We start from the raw sequence: 16255 nt of genomic DNA, 5'->3' as shown, positions 1-16255 counted from the left end.
TGAGTCAAAAAAAAGAAGTTCAACATCGTTGAACTTCTTTTTAATACCAACCCATTGCTGAGACAACGCCTAACAAAGTGCTAGCGAGCATTGAAATGACCATGAGCCAAATTGAAATTGTGGTAATCTTTTGAAAAACTGATTTTTTCTTTTTTTCTTTTGCCATTAATTATTCCTCCGTATATCAATCAAATCCATTCTACCTAAAAACCAGAGGAATTACAATTTACAAATATTTTCTTTTCTTTAAAATTAAATAAGTAATTAAGCAAACGACAATAGTAAACAGCATTAGCAGAGTAAATGCTGAGACTAATTTTGCTCCAGGAAGGTCAACATTCATGCCGTAAATACCCCCGATAATGGTGGGAATGGTCATGATTAAGGTGAGTGATGTTAAAACTTTCATGACGTCATTCAGATTATTGGAGACCACTGATGAGACCATATTACTATATTGCTCCAATATTTCGCCTTGGGTCTTGGCCATGGTCATGGCTTGTTCATTTTTTAAAGCAACCGCAGAAATGGTTTTTGTCAAAGGCGTGGTACTAAATAGGCTATCATTTTGTTTAATTTGATCAATTACTTTCTGGTTTTGTGCTAGAGATGATTTAAAATCAATAATTGTTTTTTGAATTGCCATAATTTGATAAATTTGTTCGTTTTCAGTCGCAGACGTCAATTGACGCTCGAGTAAATCCATTTGAACAGCAGTTTTGTCTAGTGAAGTCACGAAATCCTTGGTAATAAACCAAATTAAACGTGCTGCAAAGTTTTCATGATCAGTAATTGTTTCTTGAAGACTTGACTGATTTATCACAAAATGTTGAATGAAAGAGGCGGGGTGGTTAGACACAGTAATAATGGACCCTTCAGAAATAATGAACATAATTGGAAAAGTACTGTGCGTCAAGTAACCAAGTGGACTGGTTTCATATTTAGGATATTGCAGTAAAATCGATGTGTTTTCTTGGGGTGTTTTTCCAAAATTAACCCGAGAAATTTCTCGGTCTTGCAGCACTGAGGATAGACTGAAATTGCTTACTTTAAAAAGTTGAGCGATTTGATTAATTTCGTCCTCGGTGGGGCTTTCTAAATTTATCCAGCGATGATCAGCAGTCAAGGCCGCTTGGTCATCGATAGTCACCAATTCAGAAGAATCTGTTGTAAAGTATTGAATCATTGAATGCCTCCAGACGACTCCTATTGAATCAGGAGCAACATTTTTCTATAATGATAGTTATTGAAATTAAAAGATAGTGGGAATGTTAAATGAATGCAGCAATTCTTAAAATTATCATGCAACTATTAGTTATCATAATAGTGTCATTGATTGTCATTTTAATCAAGAAAGTAATGAAGAAAAAGAAACGGGCAATGTATAACTTTTATGACCTGTGGCCAATTTTCATGTTATATTTTGGTGCATTGAATTTGAAGTGGGGCTTGTTCCCATATGTGGTGATTGGCTGGATGGCGATTGGAATTGCGCTAGTACTTATTGAAATTGTTCACAATCGTGAGGTCTTATTCAAAAAGTTTTTCTTCTCATTTTGGCGGATTACAGTGGTTTACACCACTATTGTGTATATTTTGTCGATATTCGTTAGTTTAATGGGACTATCTCCCACTTTATAATAATTATATAAATGCTGTCATAGCAGGCTTTTGCTCTTTAGAAAGCTTGCTATTTTTTTGATTATCTTTTTTTGAAAAATTTGTGGTGGAAAGTGGGGAGATGTGGTAGACTAAAACCAAGCGTTGATGAAATGGGGGTGAGTAGTCGTGTTTATGGGAGAATTTTCACATAGTATTGATACCAAAGGACGACTAATCATTCCTGCTAAGTTTCGCGATCAATTGGGAGCGCAATTTGTTGTGACTCGGGGAATGGATGGTTGTCTTTTTGGCTATCCAATGAGTGAATGGGAAGTCCTTGAACAGAAGTTAAAGGAACTACCACTTAACAAAAAAGATGCTCGGGCGTTTGTCCGGTTCTTCTACTCAGCCGCAACTGAATGTGAATTCGATAAGCAAGGACGAGTTAATCTACCTCAAGCGCTCAGCGAACATGCTGGACTTGAAAAGAAATGTGTCATCGTGGGAGTTTCAGATAGAATTGAAATCTGGAGTGAAGACCGTTGGAACAACTTTGCTGAAGGTGCAGAAGAAAACTTTGATGAAATTGCAGAAAAACTAGACTTTGGACTTTAATTAGGGAGTGTAAGACAGAAATGACTGAATTTAATCACATTACAGTGCTCTTAAATGAAGCAGTGGAAGGCTTACACGTTAAACCGAATGGAATCTATGTAGATGCAACGCTTGGTGGCGGAGGTCATAGTGGCAAGATTGTTGAACAACTTGATGAATCAGGTCATCTGTATTCATTTGATCAAGATCAAACAGCAATTGACTATAACCGCGAACATTTGGCGAAATATGTCGAAGAAGGCAAATTAACATTTATCAACACCAATTTTAGAAATATCACCCAAGCGTTAAACGACCTTGGAATTTCAGAAGTCGATGGAATTGTTTATGATTTGGGAGTGTCATCACCACAGTTTGATGATGGTCAACGCGGATTCAGCTATAACTACGATGCCGAACTCGATATGCGGATGGATCAAAGACAATCATTAACAGCTAAAGAAGTTGTGAATGAATGGCCATTTAATCAATTGGTACGTATCTTGAGCCGCTATGGTGAAGAGAAGTTTGCGAAACAAATAGCCCGTTCAATTGAAAAACAACGAGCTATTCAACCAATTGAAACAACTTTCGAGTTAGCTGATTTAGTTAAAGAATCAATTCCAGCTGCTGCAAGACGACATGGCGGTCATCCAGCCAAGAAAAGTTTTCAAGCAGTTCGGATCGCAGTGAATGATGAACTTGGGGCATTAGAAGATTCACTAGAACAAGCATTGCAATTATTAAGGGTTGACGGAAGAATCAGTGTTATTACCTTCCAATCTCTAGAAGATCGATTAGTCAAAGGTATGTTTCGGGAACAGGTGACAATTCCAGATTTACCTGCAGGTTTACCAGTCATTCCAGATGAAATGCAACCCAAATTTAAATTAATTAATAAGAAACCAATTTTACCAACAACTGAGGAGTTAGATAACAATCGACGCGCACATAGTGCCAAATTGAGAGTTATTGAAAAAATACGAAAATAGATAAGGATATTGGATATCATGGCAATGAATACAGCAGAACAATTAGACGATTATTACGACAATACAGTTCTTCAAGCTAACCCAGAACCTGTTAAACAACCGGGACAAACCGTTGCACCAGCACCTGTTAGTGAACCGTCAAAAATATCAGTTTCTAAGTTCGAAATAGTCGTTGCTGTTTCGTGTGTTATAATAACTCTATTCATGGCAATTTCGCTTGTAACGACGAAAAATCAAGTTACAAGTGCACAACATCAACTTCAAAATATTAACTCTCAAATTACTAAAGTTAATAGTCAAAATGACAGTAATAAGCAGGTTATTGATGAACTAACTGGTTCAACACATTTACAGCAAGTTGCTCAAAAGAGTGGGTTGTCAATTAATTCTGATATAAGGAACGTCAATAAGTAATGAATAAAAAAGCAAAACGAACGATGGGGCATAAGACAGCAAAAAACAGGAAGATATTCGGCCAATGGCTATTCTTCTTTGTAGGGGCGTTGTTCTTATTACTCATCGTTCGTTTTGGTTATATTGGAATTATGAAAAAAGCTCACGGTGTTAGTTTAAATAATCGAATTGATATTTTGTATACCCAAAAAAGCGTCATTCAAGCTAAGCGGGGTACTATTTATGATTCACAAAACAATAAAATTGCTGATAATACCAGTACATACAAAATCTATGCAGTTCTAGATAAAAAACAAAAAACAACCAGCGGGAAGCCACTGTATGTTACTAATAAAACTAAAACTGCCAAAGTACTTTCTAAATATTTGGGCTTGTCAGAAAAAGAAGTCACTAAAATTCTGTCGCCCAGTTCCAAAATATATCAAGTTGAATTTGGTAATGCTGGGGCAGGAATCTCCATTGAAACCAAACGCAATATTGAAAATAAAAAATTAACCGGAATTAATTTCGTCGAAAGTCCCGCCCGTGAATATGCGAACGGCTCATTTGCTTCTCAACTAATCGGGATTGCCAAGCCTACGACCAATGCTAAAACCGGACAAACTAAATTAATTGGCCAATTAGGCTTGGAAAGTATCTTTAATAAAGAACTGACCGGGACTAATGGGGTTAAAAAATCAAAAGAAGATACATCTGGTTATCAGATTGATGGCACTAAAAAGTCAGCTAAAAATGGGGATGATATTTATACCACTCTTAATAATAAGCTACAGACATTGCTAGAAGGAAAGATGGATGCTACAGCCAGCACGTCAAAAGCTACCAGTTTGAATGCAGTTTTGATGAATGCTAAAACAGGCGCAATTGTGGCCGCTACGCAGCGCCCTAGTTACAATACTGACGATAAGACGATGTGGAGGAACACACTAATTGAGGATGCCTACGAACCTGGATCCACGATGAAGGTCTTTACTATGAGTGCGGCGATTGATTCAGGAAATTTCAATCCTAATGCTTATTATCAATCGGGGACTTATAGTTTGGGCGGTGGTCAAATCACTGATTGGAATTCTTCAGGGTGGGGATCTATTACCTATCGTGAAGGATTTGAGCGTTCAAGTAACGTGGCGATGGCTCATTTGGAACAAACCATGGGAGCTAAAACCTGGAAGAAGTACCTCAACCGCTTTGGTTTTATGAAAAAAGTTAACGTACTTGGCATGACAAATGAAGCCAAGGGGAGCGCACCATTTAGTGGCGCTTTAGAGCAAGCCAATACTGCTTATGGTCAAGGTATCACTGTCAATGCGATGCAGATGTTGCAAGGGTTTAGTGCGGTCGCAAATAATGGTAAAATGTTGAAACCTTATTTTGTGAAAAAGATTGTTGATCCAAATACTAATAAAGTGGTTCAAAAAAGTACTAAAAAGGTAGTAGGAACACCAATTAAATCTAGCACTGCCAAATCAGTCCTAAAATACATGCAAGATGTTATTTACGGTGATAAAGGAACAGGGAGTGTGTACCAAATTGATGGCTATCGAGTAGCTGGTAAAACAGGTACTGCGCAGATTGGGACAGCTTCTGGGTATGAAACAGGAAGCACCGCCTACGTCTATTCATTTGTAGGAATGGCGCCGGCGAAAAATCCTAAGTATATTATGTATATCACCTTGACAAAGCCCAAAAATACGTCAAGTTCTGCCGAAACTTTTATTGCCAGTGTCTTTAATCCTGTTATGAAACAAGCATTGGATACGGACAAGGCAAAGCGTGAGAAATCAACGCAAGGCCGTGTCAAAGTTCCGAGTGTCAAGGGACAAAACGTGGCGACAGCGCAAGCCAAAATATCAAGCCTTGGCTTACAATACGTGGTGATTGGAAATGGTAACAAGGTACAGGCACAATCTGTTTCTAGCAGTTTAGTCTTAAATAATAGTCGTATCTTTTTGATGACTGGTGGCGATACCACGACTGTGCCAGATATGAATGGCTGGTCGAAAAAAGACGTTGTCTCATTTGCAAAATTAGCTAATTTAAAAATTGAAACATCCGGTAGTGGATATTTGACAAGCCAAAGTATTCAAGCCAATACGGCTGTGAATACTGGTCAAACACTAACCGTTAAATTTGAAAAGAAATAGTCCGTTGGAGGATAAGTTATGAGTTTAGTATTCAATATTATCACTGTATTAATAGCAGGTGGGTTGACCTATGTGGCAATGCCTTATTTGATTCGTTACTTCAGATCAAAAAAAGAAGGACAACAAATTAGAGAAGATGGGCCAAACTGGCACGCAGCCAAGGCTGGCACTCCAACCATGGGTGGATTAGTTTTTGTTGTAACTGGCACAATCACAGCCATAATTATGGCCTTAGTTCAATCTACACTGACGAACACAATGTGGGCGATTATCCTAACTTTTGTGTTATTTGGACTAATCGGTATGTGGGATGACAGTATTAAAATTTTTAACCATCAAAATGAAGGCTTTAAAGCTTGGCAAAAAGCCTTAGCTCAAATAGTTGTGTCAATGATTTTTGCGGCAATTTATCAACATGAGGGCTTCCAAATGGGATTTGGGACAATGCAATTTGGCTGGTTGTATGCCTTATTTATTATTTTCTGGTTAGTTGGATTCTCCAATGCAGTTAATCTCAGTGATGGTTTAGATGGGCTAGTTGCAGGATTAGCCACAATTTCATTTATCACGTATGCAATTATGGGCTGGTATCAGCATGAATTTGAAGTCGTAATTTTTTGTTTAGCAATTGTTGGAGCACTGATTGCTTTCTTTTTCTTTAACAAAAAACCGGCTAAAATTTTCATGGGTGATATGGGATCCCTCGCATTAGGTGGCGCTTTAGCATCAGTTTCCTTGATTTTGCATCAAGAATTCTCGTTGCTGCTAATTGGAATTGTCTATGTCGCGGAAACTGCCAGTGTCATCTTACAAGTTGCCTCATTCAAATTAACTGGTAAACGTATTTTTAAAATGAGCCCAATTCACCATCATTTTGAAATGATTGGGTGGAGTGAAGTGAAGGTTGATTATGTATTTTGGTCAGTTGGACTAATTGGTTCAATTTTACAATTAATTATTTTTTTCATTACTAAATAAAAGGAGAGTCTTAAATTATGCGACAAGTCGACAACTATAAAAATAAAAATATTCTGGTGATTGGACTAGGAAAAAGTGGTGCCGGCGTCGCGAAACTACTCTTCAAATTAGGTGCACAAGTGACGGTCAATGATGCTAGTACACCTAAAGATATGACAGAAGTTGATGAATTAAAATCATTGGGCATTAGAGTAATCACAGGGTCACATCCGATGACATTAGTTGATGAAAATTTTTCTTTGGTTGTTAAAAACCCAGGGATTAATTATGACAATGTGTTAGTGGCAGCTTTTTTGGCAAAAAATACTCCGATTGTCACTGAGATAGAGATTGCTAGTTTAGTCTTTGAAGGTAATTTAGTCGGTGTGACTGGTAGTAATGGTAAAACCACGACAACAACAATGATTCATGAAATGCTCAACGCCGGTAATGAAGCTGATGTTTTTAAGGCGGGAAATATTGGCATTCCAATGAGTGGCATCGTTCAACAAGCTACCGAAACTGACACTATTGTAGCTGAACTTTCGAGTTTTCAATTGATGGGTACGCCAACCCTGCATCCTCATATTGCGGTTATTACTAATATTTTTTCAAACCACTTAGATTATCATAAAACGCGTGAAAATTACGTTAATGCCAAAATGAATATCACTAAAAATCAAACCAAGAATGATTATTTGGTAATCAATTGGGATAATGACGAATGGCAGCAATTAAGCCAACGTAGTCAAGCACAAGTGATTCCATTTTCTCGGCTGGCTAAGTCAAAGCGTGGAGCCTATGAGTTAGATGGAGACTTGTACTGGCAAGAAAATAAAATTATGGCTGCTAGCGATGTCAATGTCGTGGGTGATCACAATATTGAGAATGCGTTAGCGGCCATCGCCGTCGCTAAAATTAGTCAAGTTTCCGATGCAGTCATTAAGCATGTCTTAGAGTCATTTGGTGGTGTGCGTCACCGAATGCAATTTGTGATGGAGTACAATGGTCGCAAAGTTTATAACGATTCTAAAGCAACGGATATTGAAGCAACAGAAATGGCCCTAAATGGCTTTAAGCAGCCAGTGATATTACTAGCTGGTGGACTTGATAGAGGGTATACTTTTGAAAAGCTTGAACCAAGCCTAAAAAAACATGTTAAAGCAATTATTTTATTTGGAGAAACGGCCAAAAAGTTGGCAGATTCAGCTACACAAGCCAACTTACAAGAAATTGAATACAGTGAAACAGCGGAAACTGCTGTACCTTTGGCATTTAAAATCAGTGCACCAGGGGATGTAATCTTACTCTCTCCTGCTAATGCCAGTTGGGATCAGTATCCCAATTTTGAGGTTCGTGGTGACAAGTTTATCCAAGCGGTGGAAAACTTTACTGGAAAGAAGGAACAATTATGAGATTATTAGTTTCTGGTGGTGGGACCGGTGGACATATCTATCCGGCCCTGTCAGTAATTGAACGATTAAAACAGGTCGATCCTGATTTGACAGTACTGTATGTGGGGACTGAACGAGGACTTGAAAATAAAATCGTACCCGCTGCAGGCATTCAATTAAAAACAATTAAAATTCAAGGATTTAAACGATCACTATCTGTCGAAAATTTTAAAACAATTTCGTTATTTTTGAAAAGTATTAAGGACGCAAAAAAAATTATCCGGGACTTTAAACCTGATGTAGTCCTTGGAACCGGTGGGTATGTTAGTGGCTCAGTGCTTTATGCGGCCGCTAAGTTACATATTCCAACAGTTATTCATGAACAAAATAGTGTGGTTGGAATTACGAATAAATTTTTGAGTCATTATGTCGATGAGATTGCCATTGCTTTTGAAGAAGCCCACGATCAATTTCCTAAGGGAAAGGTCACAATGACTGGTAATCCGCGTGCACAGCAGGTCGCTGATCGGGTTAGTGATTTTTCATGGAGTGATCTAGGACTGAAAGATGACGTCCCAACGATGTTGATTTTTGGTGGTAGTCAAGGTGCACCAAAAATTAATAAAAGTGTTACCGAAGCAGTTCCCACATTTAATAAGCGTGATTACCAAGTTGTTTTTGCGACCGGTAGGAAACGTTATGATACGGTGATGGAGCAATTAAAGGGTGTTGAAGTTGGGGAAAACATTCTTATCAGACCGTATATTAACAATATGCCAAACCTGTTGCCAAAAGTGGATGTCATTGTAGGACGTGCTGGAGCAACCAGTATCGCCGAAGTTACGGCATTGGGAATTCCATCAATATTAATTCCTAGTCCTTACGTTACGGCCAATCATCAATTTAAGAATGCACAAGCTTTAGTTGATAGTAATGCGGCACAGATGATTCTTGAGGAAAATCTGAATGGAGCTTCCTTGGTCAAGGCGGCAGATTCACTGTTACAAGATGATGAGAAACGAAAATCAATGAGCGTAGCTGCTAAAAAAATTGGTATTTGTGATGCATCTGATAGATTAATCGCGGTAATGAGAAAAGCAGAAGCCAAGCATTAATAATTTATAAGTTAGTTGGGAGGTGAATGAAATGGCAAAAGATGATGATTTAAAAGATTCTGACTTAGTTAATCATAATAGTCGGTCAAAAACGGATCAGCATTCTTATAAAGAACGTTTGGACGAGTTAGAATTAATCCGCCGAAAAAAGAAAGCTGAGCCGCAAAAAAATCAAGCAATTAGTAAAAAATTACCTAAATTAAAAAAGCAGCGTTTTAATGCTAATAAATTTCGGGCAGGAATTTTAATTGGAACTTTTTCAATTGTCATTTTATTCATGCTATATTTAGTCACTCCAATCAGCAAAATTAATGATATTAAAATCTATGGTAATCAACAAATGAGTACCGCCGAAATTGGAAAAAGTATTGGTGTCAAAAAAGGCGATTTAATTTTTAAAGTTTGGTTTAATATTGCCAAAGAAGAAACACACGCAATGAAAAATAATCCACAATTTAAATCCGTTCGAATTAATGTGGTTGGACCACGAAATGTCACTATTCAAATTAAAGAAAACAAGATTATTGGCTTAATTCATGAGCAAAACCATTATTATGCAGCGCTTTCAAATGGTGAAATAAAAAAAGTTAATCAGCAATTAACTGATTATGATATGCCAATTTATAGTGGCTTTAAAAGTGATAGCGTACTAAAAGCGACAATTTTGCAAATGGAAAAAATCCCGACTTCAATTTCACAAAATATTTCCGAAGTGAAATTTGATCAAACTAATAAAGCTCCAGATCGACTGTTAATTTATATGTCAGATGGCAACGAAGTTTTGGTTAAATATACTAAGTTGGCAAAAATGATGGATTATTATCCTGGAATCGCCACACAAATGACAACACCAGGGGTGGTAGATTTGCAAGTTGGAGCATATTCTTATCCATATGGGACGAAGGATGAATAAGCGTTAGTAAATCATGTATATTATTTAGTAAATTGACTTTCAGAACACGCTAGTTATGTGGTAAACTCGTAATAGCTAAATGTATCTTTTTATTCGGCTAAAAACTTACAAATTTATGACTAAAAAAATAATAGGAGGGTTCCGAGTAGATGAATAATTCAGGTATCTACGTTGGCTTAGACATTGGAACCACCTCGATTAAAGCAATTGTCTGTGAAAATGTAAAAGGACAGCTAAATGTTGTTGGGGTTGGCAGTGAGCAGTCTGCAGGGCTTAATCGTGGAATAATTGTCGATATTGATAAGACAGCAGCTGCAATCAAAAAGGCAGTTGCCCAAGCACAAGAAAAGTCAAACGTAACAATTGAAGAAGTAGTAGTTGGTATTCCAGCAAATCTATTAAAAATTGAAAAAAGTCGCGGCATGATTACGATTGCAGATCAAAGTCAGGCACGTGAAATTAATGATCAAGATGTTGTTAATGTTGCTAAAGAAGCAATTATGCAAAGCCTCCCACCCGAAAGAGAGATTATTGATCTTAAAGCCGATGAATTTATCGTCGATGGCTTTAACGACATTAGAGATCCTCGTGGGATGGTTGGTGTTCGATTAGAATTACATGCAACTTTGTACACAGGTCCTAAGACTGTTGTGCATAATACGAAAAAAGCGTTAGAAAAGGCCGGAATAAAAGTTAAGGATTTAGTTGTATCACCATTGGCAATTGGAGATACAATTTTGAATGATGGGGAGAAAGATTTTGGGACAGTTGTGATTGATATTGGTGGAGGCCAAAGCACAACGAGTGTAATACATGATCATCGATTGAAGTATTCTTATATTGATCCAGAAGGTGGACAATATATCACAAAAGATATCTCAGTTGTTTTGAATACTTCGTTAGCTAGCGCTGAACGGCTAAAGAGAGACTATGGGTATGCTAATTCAGATACTGTTTCACCTGAAAATACTTTTACAGTTGACGTTGTTGGTCAAAGTAAGCCCGTTGAGTTTACAGAACAATATATAGCTGAAATTATCCAGGCACGTGTTGAACAAATTTTTGAACGAATTAACCAAAAATTACAGATTATCAACGCGCTTGAACTTCCCGGAGGAATTGTTATTACTGGTGGAGTTGCCGCATTACCTGGTATTACAGATTTGGCAGAACAATACTTCGGTGTTCATGTCCGTGCCTATGTTCCTGATCAAATGGGGATTAGACATCCTAGTTTTACCCAGGGATTTGCATTGACTAAGTACGAAGCAAGCCTAAGTGAGGTTGATTTACTAGTCAAACAAACTTTACGCGGAACTGTTAAGTCACAAGCTCAGACTACTGAAGGTCGTCGGCCAAGTATTCTTAAGAATTCAGCAAAATCGTCACGTGCTGAAACGCAAAACGGTCGTCCACGTCAAAAGGCGCCCGAGCCACAACGGACACAAAGTAAGCCCAAAAGTGATGAGGAAAAACCAGATCGTTTGGCAAGTATCAAGAACTTCTTTAATGACTTTTTCAATTAAAAAATAGTGACGGAGGAATCACAATATGGACTATTCAATAGATGCGGACCAAAGTTTTGGTGCGAAAATTAAAGTTATCGGAGTTGGTGGTGGTGGGAGCAACGCTGTCAACAGAATGATTTCCGATCAAGTGAAAGGCGTTGAATTTATTGTCGCTAATACTGACGTTCAAGCCTTGGAAGCTTCTGCAGCAGAAACAAAAATCCAACTTGGACCTAAATTAACCCGTGGTTTAGGGGCAGGATCTAATCCTGAAATTGGTGCCAAGGCTGCCGAAGAAAGTGAAGAATTATTAGCAGATGCACTTGCAGGTGCAGATATGGTATTTGTTACCGCCGGAATGGGTGGTGGTACAGGTAACGGTGCAGCACCAATTGTTGCAAAAATTGCAAAGGATTCTGGTGCATTGACGGTTGGGGTTGTTACACGTCCATTCAGTTTTGAAGGACCTAAGCGTGGGAAATATGCCGCCGAAGGTGTGGCAAAAATGAAGGCTAGTGTTGACACATTAATCATCATCGCTAATAATCGTCTGTTAGAAATTGTCGATAAAAAGACGCCAATGATGGAAGCGTTCAAAGCTGCTGACAATGTACTTCGTCAAGGGGTACAAGGTATTTCAGATTTAATTACGAGTCCAGGATATGTTAACTTGGATTTTGCTGATGTTAAAACAGTTATGGCTAACCAAGGATCTGCCTTGATGGGTGTTGGTTCTTCAACAGGTGAAAACCGGACCGCTGAAGCAACAAAAAAAGCAATTTCTTCACCATTGCTTGAAGTCTCAGTTGATGGCGCAGAAAACGTATTGTTGAATATTACTGGCGGACCAGATTTATCATTGTTTGAAGCCCAAGATGCGTCTGATATTGTTACACAGGCAGCAACCAACGACGTGAATATTATTTTTGGTACTTCGATTGATGAATCATTGGGTGATGAAGTTCGAGTAACTGTTATTGCTACTGGCATTGACAAAGAAAAGAATTCTAATCACATAACTCGACCAACTGCAGACAAACCAGAGAAAAAGGATCCATTTGGTGATTGGGACGTTCAAACTTCAACAGAAAGCACATCACGAAATGATGCTGATACGACTGAATTTGAACAAGTGGAGAAACCAGAATTTAATATCTATAGTGATGATACTGCTTCAAGCTCTAACGAATCAGACGATAATGGTTTAGATACACCACCATTTTTCAAAAAACGTCACTAGAATAGTTGAATAATCGGGAGCAGACAAAGGCCTTTTCAAACGGTGTGAGTTTGGTCTCGTTTTGGAGTTATTACGAGAAAAGGAGATGAATAACATGGCAAATAAATTTTCATTACACAACTTCTTTGGCACATCTGAAGAACAGTACGAAGATGAAGAATATTATGATGAACCAGTCGAACAAGTTTCAACACCAGTTAGAAATAAGAAAGTCGTTTCTATTAACAGCACTCGACCAAGCGAATCAAGTAAAATTTCTTTATTTGAACCACGTATTTATTCAGACGTTAAAGAAATTGCCACCCAATTATTAAATAATCGGGCAATTATTGTTAACTTTACGCAAATGGATACAGGATCTGCGAAGCGAATCGTCGATTTTTTGAATGGAACGGTATATGCTATTGATGGGGCGATTGAACGAGTTGGAGATCAAATCTTTCTCTGCACCCCACATAATTATGAGGTATCGGGTAATTTAACTGATAACCTCTCGCACGAGCAAGATAACTTGTAAACAAGGAGAATTAATTTGGCAAATTTGTTAGGGTTCATATTTTACGCTGTGACTCAATTGCTGCAGCTATATATGATTCTGATAGTTGTATGGGCACTGATGACATGGTTTCCAGGTGCATCACAGAGTAAATTCGGAGTATTTATTAATCGCTTAGTAGAACCATATATTCGATTATTCGATTTTATTCCAAGTCTAGGTGGAATCGGCTTTTCACCACTAATTGCATTGCTAGTCTTGCAATTAGCACAGTACGGGGTTGGGGCTTTGCAGACGGTTGTTGCGAATGCGTTATATTAGGAAGTGTACGCAATGAGCTTAAATGTAGAGCAACATTTTAGACCAGACGAAAAACCAATTATCGACGATATTTCAGATTGGATTTCTCAAGCAGTATTGCAATATCGTCCAGTACTTAGTATCTTTTTAAATCCTAGACAAATCTATATCGCACAAAACTTAGTTAACCAACAAGATGAAGTGCGAATGAGAAGCTATGGTGGGTTCGAAGAAGCTGAAATGCAACGGGTACTAATTTATCCAAGTTATTTTGAACCTTCAAATGATGATTTTGAGTTACAACTACTTGAAATCAATTACCCAGAAAAGTTTGCCGAGATAAGTCACCGACAAGTTTTAGGGACACTTTTTAATCAAGGCGTTGAACGCGGTACCTTCGGGGATATCATTACCGATGGTACGGGCCGTTGGCAAATTATTGTTCAAAAACAAATGGCCAGTTATTTTCAGGAACAAGTCGATCGGGTTGGTAAATTAAATATCCGATTAGAGCCTGTGGAAATGACCGACACCGTCAATTCTGAAACCGATTGGGAATCAATTGAGACTACGGTCAGTTCAGTCAGAGTTGATAGTATCATCGCGGCGGCATTTAATTTTTCTCGCAACCGCGCTAAAGAGGTTATTGAAAAAGGTTATGCACAGGTCAATTGGGCGGAAACTCAAAAACCGGATTATTTGATTGTTGAACACGATTTGTTGTCTGTAAGAAGAGCTGGTAGAATTAGTGTAGATGAAATAAGTTCACAGCCAACAAAAAAAGGTAAGGTTAGGATTAAACTGTCGGTAGTTACGGTGAATTAGGAGGGGATTGATATGGATTTCTCAATACCAAAGATAAAAAATAATCGATTTAAGTCAATATTAGGCGGTTACAGTTATCAGCAGGTTGATGAATTCTTCGCGGATATTTTGGGGGATTTAGAAGCTTTAAAAGCGACTAATCGAGAATTGAAACAACAAGATACAGATGCTAAACGTCAGTTGGCTGTACTGAGCTCGATGAAGGAAGAAATCGTGGATTTAATCGTGAATTCGCAGAAGTATTCCGTTAAAGTTAAAGAAAGAGCTAGACGTCAAGCAATGGTTACAGTTCGGTTTGCGAATCAAGAAGCTGACCAAATTGTGACTGATGCGCATACGACTGCCAAAAATCAAGTGGTTGCTAAAATTAATGAGGTCAAATTGCATGCCGACTCATTAGCTAAATTAAAGGTCATTGTAGCAACTTATCAAGATGAAATTGTTGATGCCTTTAAGCAACAAGTTGAGTTAGTTAATCCACAACCGAAAGTAGTGGAAGAAGTTGAACCGGCGATTATCGAACCGGAAACAGTTGTCGATAACGTTGAAGAGGTGCCAGTTGTTGAACAAAATATCGCCATCGATGTGGCAGATCAACAAATCGGTATCGGCATTATGGCGGATGATGATCCAGACTATCCAGTCATGGTTCACAAGCTAGATTCAACCACTCAAAAAGATGCAGTAAAAATTAAAGATATTTCTACCAGTACTAATGCAGACAACGAATTGGTGATCAATTTGTCGCTTGTTATTTCAAAATAATCGGAGGAACCAATCAATGTCAATCTCAGTTGAAGATATTCAAACCAAAAAGTTTTCTGGAAAGATGCGTGGTTACAACCCAGACGAAGTTAACACATTTTTAGATCAAATCATTGATGAAATGAAAGATTTAGAAACACGGAATCATGAATTAGAAGAAACAGTTAAGTCTGACCAAGAAAAATTGAAGTATTTTAGCGAATTAAAAGATTCATTGAACCAATCAATTTTAGTAGCTCAAGAAGCTGCTGATAAGGTTAAGTCAAATGCACAACGCGAATCAGATATCACTTTACGTGAAGCTCAAAAACAAGCAACTGATATCGTTGCTGAAGCAAATGATAAAGCTAACCAAGTAGTTCATGAAGCCGCAGAATCAACTTCAAAACTAACTGTTGAAACTAACGACTTGAAGAAGCAAACGATGGTCTTCCGTCAACGCTTGCAAGTCATGTTAGAATCTCAATTAGAAGTTGTTCGTAGTAATGATTGGGATACGTTGTTAAAAGAAGTTGATGTCAGCTCATTTGATGAAATTCAAAAAGTTCTTGGACAGACGCTTGACAACAGTGTAAATCAAAGTGTAAACTCATCTACATCAGTACCTGCACAATCAGCTGCGTCAGCAACTTCTGAAGTTGCCCCTGCTCCAACCGAAAGCGCACCTGATGCTGGTCAAACTGTAGTTATCTTCCCAGATGACTCAGAAAAATAATTCATAAAATTTAATACGACTGAAAGTTTTGAAGAGAACAGCAATTCAATTGACAGTTACTAAAAAGCGAATCAACGATTGGTGTGAGGTTGGTAGGAAAACGTCATTGATAGATCATCTCTGAATCTTATACTGATATTAAGTATAAGCGGTTCATCACCGTTAAGAAATGATCTAAGAGAATTGCTAATTAATTCTAAATTTGGGTGGTACCACGAATCTTCGTCCCTTGCGGATGGGGATTTTTTTATTGCCATCAATTTCAATCGTATTGTCTACAT

The 16255-nt window shown here is 37.9% G+C and carries 18 protein-coding genes and 1 other annotated feature; of the genes, 16 read left to right on the top strand and 2 right to left on the bottom strand.

Annotation, left to right across the window (positions count from 1 at the left end):
* Positions 1–40 precede the first annotated feature (40 nt).
* Together F0161_RS07775 and F0161_RS07770 are read right to left on the bottom strand one after the other, a co-directional pair.
* Positions 41–166: a DUF4044 domain-containing protein gene (locus F0161_RS07775; protein ID WP_137601759.1), complete on the bottom strand. Its 126-nt coding sequence runs from the start codon at positions 164–166 to the stop codon at positions 41–43.
* Between the two features lie 60 nt (positions 167–226).
* On the bottom strand, positions 227–1186 hold the full coding sequence (locus F0161_RS07770; protein ID WP_150204244.1) for a magnesium transporter CorA family protein: 960 nt from the start codon (positions 1184–1186) through the stop codon (positions 227–229).
* Between the two features lie 89 nt (positions 1187–1275).
* On the opposite strand from F0161_RS07770, the gene F0161_RS07765 reads away from it, so the two are divergent.
* From F0161_RS07765 to F0161_RS07690, 16 genes are all read left to right on the top strand, one after another.
* Positions 1276–1641 (top strand): DUF3397 family protein, encoded by a 366-nt coding sequence (locus F0161_RS07765; protein WP_137601757.1) that lies wholly within the window; start codon positions 1276–1278, stop codon positions 1639–1641.
* Positions 1642–1788: 147 nt separating this feature from the next.
* Entirely contained in the window at positions 1789–2217 is a 429-nt protein-coding gene (mraZ, locus tag F0161_RS07760; protein ID WP_137601756.1) for a division/cell wall cluster transcriptional repressor MraZ, read from the top strand.
* A 20-nt stretch (positions 2218–2237) separates the two neighbouring features.
* On the top strand, positions 2238–3188 hold the full coding sequence (rsmH, locus tag F0161_RS07755) for a 16S rRNA (cytosine(1402)-N(4))-methyltransferase RsmH (RefSeq protein ID WP_137601755.1): 951 nt from the start codon (positions 2238–2240) through the stop codon (positions 3186–3188).
* Between the two features lie 18 nt (positions 3189–3206).
* Positions 3207–3602, top strand: coding sequence for a hypothetical protein (locus F0161_RS07750; RefSeq protein ID WP_150204243.1), 396 nt, complete (start codon positions 3207–3209; stop codon positions 3600–3602).
* Positions 3602–5746: a penicillin-binding transpeptidase domain-containing protein gene (locus F0161_RS07745; protein WP_150204242.1), complete on the top strand. Its 2145-nt coding sequence runs from the start codon at positions 3602–3604 to the stop codon at positions 5744–5746. Before F0161_RS07750 ends, F0161_RS07745 begins: the two co-directional genes overlap by 1 nt.
* An 18-nt stretch (positions 5747–5764) precedes the next feature.
* On the top strand, positions 5765–6724 hold the full coding sequence (gene mraY, locus F0161_RS07740; protein WP_150204241.1) for a phospho-N-acetylmuramoyl-pentapeptide-transferase: 960 nt from the start codon (positions 5765–5767) through the stop codon (positions 6722–6724).
* A 17-nt stretch (positions 6725–6741) separates the two neighbouring features.
* Positions 6742–8118, top strand: coding sequence for a UDP-N-acetylmuramoyl-L-alanine--D-glutamate ligase (gene murD / locus F0161_RS07735; protein ID WP_150204240.1), 1377 nt, complete (start codon positions 6742–6744; stop codon positions 8116–8118).
* The gene (gene murG, locus F0161_RS07730) at positions 8115–9212 is read left to right on the top strand and encodes an undecaprenyldiphospho-muramoylpentapeptide beta-N-acetylglucosaminyltransferase (protein ID WP_150204239.1); all 1098 of its coding nucleotides are present in this window, start codon (positions 8115–8117) and stop codon (positions 9210–9212) included. Before murD ends, murG begins: the two co-directional genes overlap by 4 nt.
* A gap of 31 nt (positions 9213–9243) precedes the next feature.
* Positions 9244–10125: a cell division protein FtsQ/DivIB gene (locus F0161_RS07725; protein ID WP_150204238.1), complete on the top strand. Its 882-nt coding sequence runs from the start codon at positions 9244–9246 to the stop codon at positions 10123–10125.
* Between the two features lie 149 nt (positions 10126–10274).
* Entirely contained in the window at positions 10275–11651 is a 1377-nt protein-coding gene (gene ftsA, locus F0161_RS07720) for a cell division protein FtsA (RefSeq protein WP_150204237.1), read from the top strand.
* 25 nt (positions 11652–11676) lie between these two features.
* Complete coding sequence (ftsZ, locus tag F0161_RS07715) at positions 11677–12873, top strand: cell division protein FtsZ (protein WP_150204236.1); 1197 nt, start codon at positions 11677–11679, stop codon at positions 12871–12873.
* 94 nt (positions 12874–12967) lie between these two features.
* Positions 12968–13390, top strand: coding sequence for a cell division protein SepF (locus tag F0161_RS07710; protein ID WP_137601746.1), 423 nt, complete (start codon positions 12968–12970; stop codon positions 13388–13390).
* Between the two features lie 15 nt (positions 13391–13405).
* Complete coding sequence (locus tag F0161_RS07705) at positions 13406–13690, top strand: YggT family protein (RefSeq protein WP_371858074.1); 285 nt, start codon at positions 13406–13408, stop codon at positions 13688–13690.
* 12 nt (positions 13691–13702) lie between these two features.
* The gene (locus tag F0161_RS07700) at positions 13703–14494 is read left to right on the top strand and encodes a YlmH family RNA-binding protein (protein ID WP_150204235.1); all 792 of its coding nucleotides are present in this window, start codon (positions 13703–13705) and stop codon (positions 14492–14494) included.
* A 12-nt stretch (positions 14495–14506) separates the two neighbouring features.
* The gene (locus tag F0161_RS07695; RefSeq protein ID WP_137601744.1) at positions 14507–15259 is read left to right on the top strand and encodes a DivIVA domain-containing protein; all 753 of its coding nucleotides are present in this window, start codon (positions 14507–14509) and stop codon (positions 15257–15259) included.
* A 16-nt stretch (positions 15260–15275) separates the two neighbouring features.
* Positions 15276–15974, top strand: coding sequence for a DivIVA domain-containing protein (locus tag F0161_RS07690; protein ID WP_150204234.1), 699 nt, complete (start codon positions 15276–15278; stop codon positions 15972–15974).
* Between the two features lie 19 nt (positions 15975–15993).
* Positions 15994–16207, top strand: a binding site (T-box leader).
* The last annotated feature ends 48 nt before the right edge of the window (positions 16208–16255 follow it).

The sequence above is a fragment of the Paucilactobacillus nenjiangensis genome (assembly GCF_008632615.1).
Taxonomy (GTDB): domain Bacteria; phylum Bacillota; class Bacilli; order Lactobacillales; family Lactobacillaceae; genus Paucilactobacillus; species Paucilactobacillus nenjiangensis.
The sequence above is the reverse complement of the archived record's forward strand: the minus strand, read 5'-3'. Positions and strand labels throughout refer to the sequence as shown.

Coding starts and splice junctions, on each gene's coding strand:
- F0161_RS07775 (WP_137601759.1), bottom strand. CDS start 166: ATGGCAAAAGAAAAAAAGAAAAAATCAGTTTTTCAAAAGATTACCACA.
- F0161_RS07770 (WP_150204244.1), bottom strand. CDS start 1,186: ATGATTCAATACTTTACAACAGATTCTTCTGAATTGGTGACTATCGAT.
- F0161_RS07765 (WP_137601757.1), top strand. CDS start 1,276: ATGAATGCAGCAATTCTTAAAATTATCATGCAACTATTAGTTATCATA.
- rsmH (WP_137601755.1), top strand. CDS start 2,238: ATGACTGAATTTAATCACATTACAGTGCTCTTAAATGAAGCAGTGGAA.
- F0161_RS07750 (WP_150204243.1), top strand. CDS start 3,207: ATGGCAATGAATACAGCAGAACAATTAGACGATTATTACGACAATACA.
- F0161_RS07745 (WP_150204242.1), top strand. CDS start 3,602: ATGAATAAAAAAGCAAAACGAACGATGGGGCATAAGACAGCAAAAAAC.
- mraY (WP_150204241.1), top strand. CDS start 5,765: ATGAGTTTAGTATTCAATATTATCACTGTATTAATAGCAGGTGGGTTG.
- murD (WP_150204240.1), top strand. CDS start 6,742: ATGCGACAAGTCGACAACTATAAAAATAAAAATATTCTGGTGATTGGA.
- murG (WP_150204239.1), top strand. CDS start 8,115: ATGAGATTATTAGTTTCTGGTGGTGGGACCGGTGGACATATCTATCCG.
- F0161_RS07725 (WP_150204238.1), top strand. CDS start 9,244: ATGGCAAAAGATGATGATTTAAAAGATTCTGACTTAGTTAATCATAAT.
- ftsA (WP_150204237.1), top strand. CDS start 10,275: ATGAATAATTCAGGTATCTACGTTGGCTTAGACATTGGAACCACCTCG.
- ftsZ (WP_150204236.1), top strand. CDS start 11,677: ATGGACTATTCAATAGATGCGGACCAAAGTTTTGGTGCGAAAATTAAA.
- F0161_RS07710 (WP_137601746.1), top strand. CDS start 12,968: ATGGCAAATAAATTTTCATTACACAACTTCTTTGGCACATCTGAAGAA.
- F0161_RS07700 (WP_150204235.1), top strand. CDS start 13,703: ATGAGCTTAAATGTAGAGCAACATTTTAGACCAGACGAAAAACCAATT.
- F0161_RS07695 (WP_137601744.1), top strand. CDS start 14,507: ATGGATTTCTCAATACCAAAGATAAAAAATAATCGATTTAAGTCAATA.
- F0161_RS07690 (WP_150204234.1), top strand. CDS start 15,276: ATGTCAATCTCAGTTGAAGATATTCAAACCAAAAAGTTTTCTGGAAAG.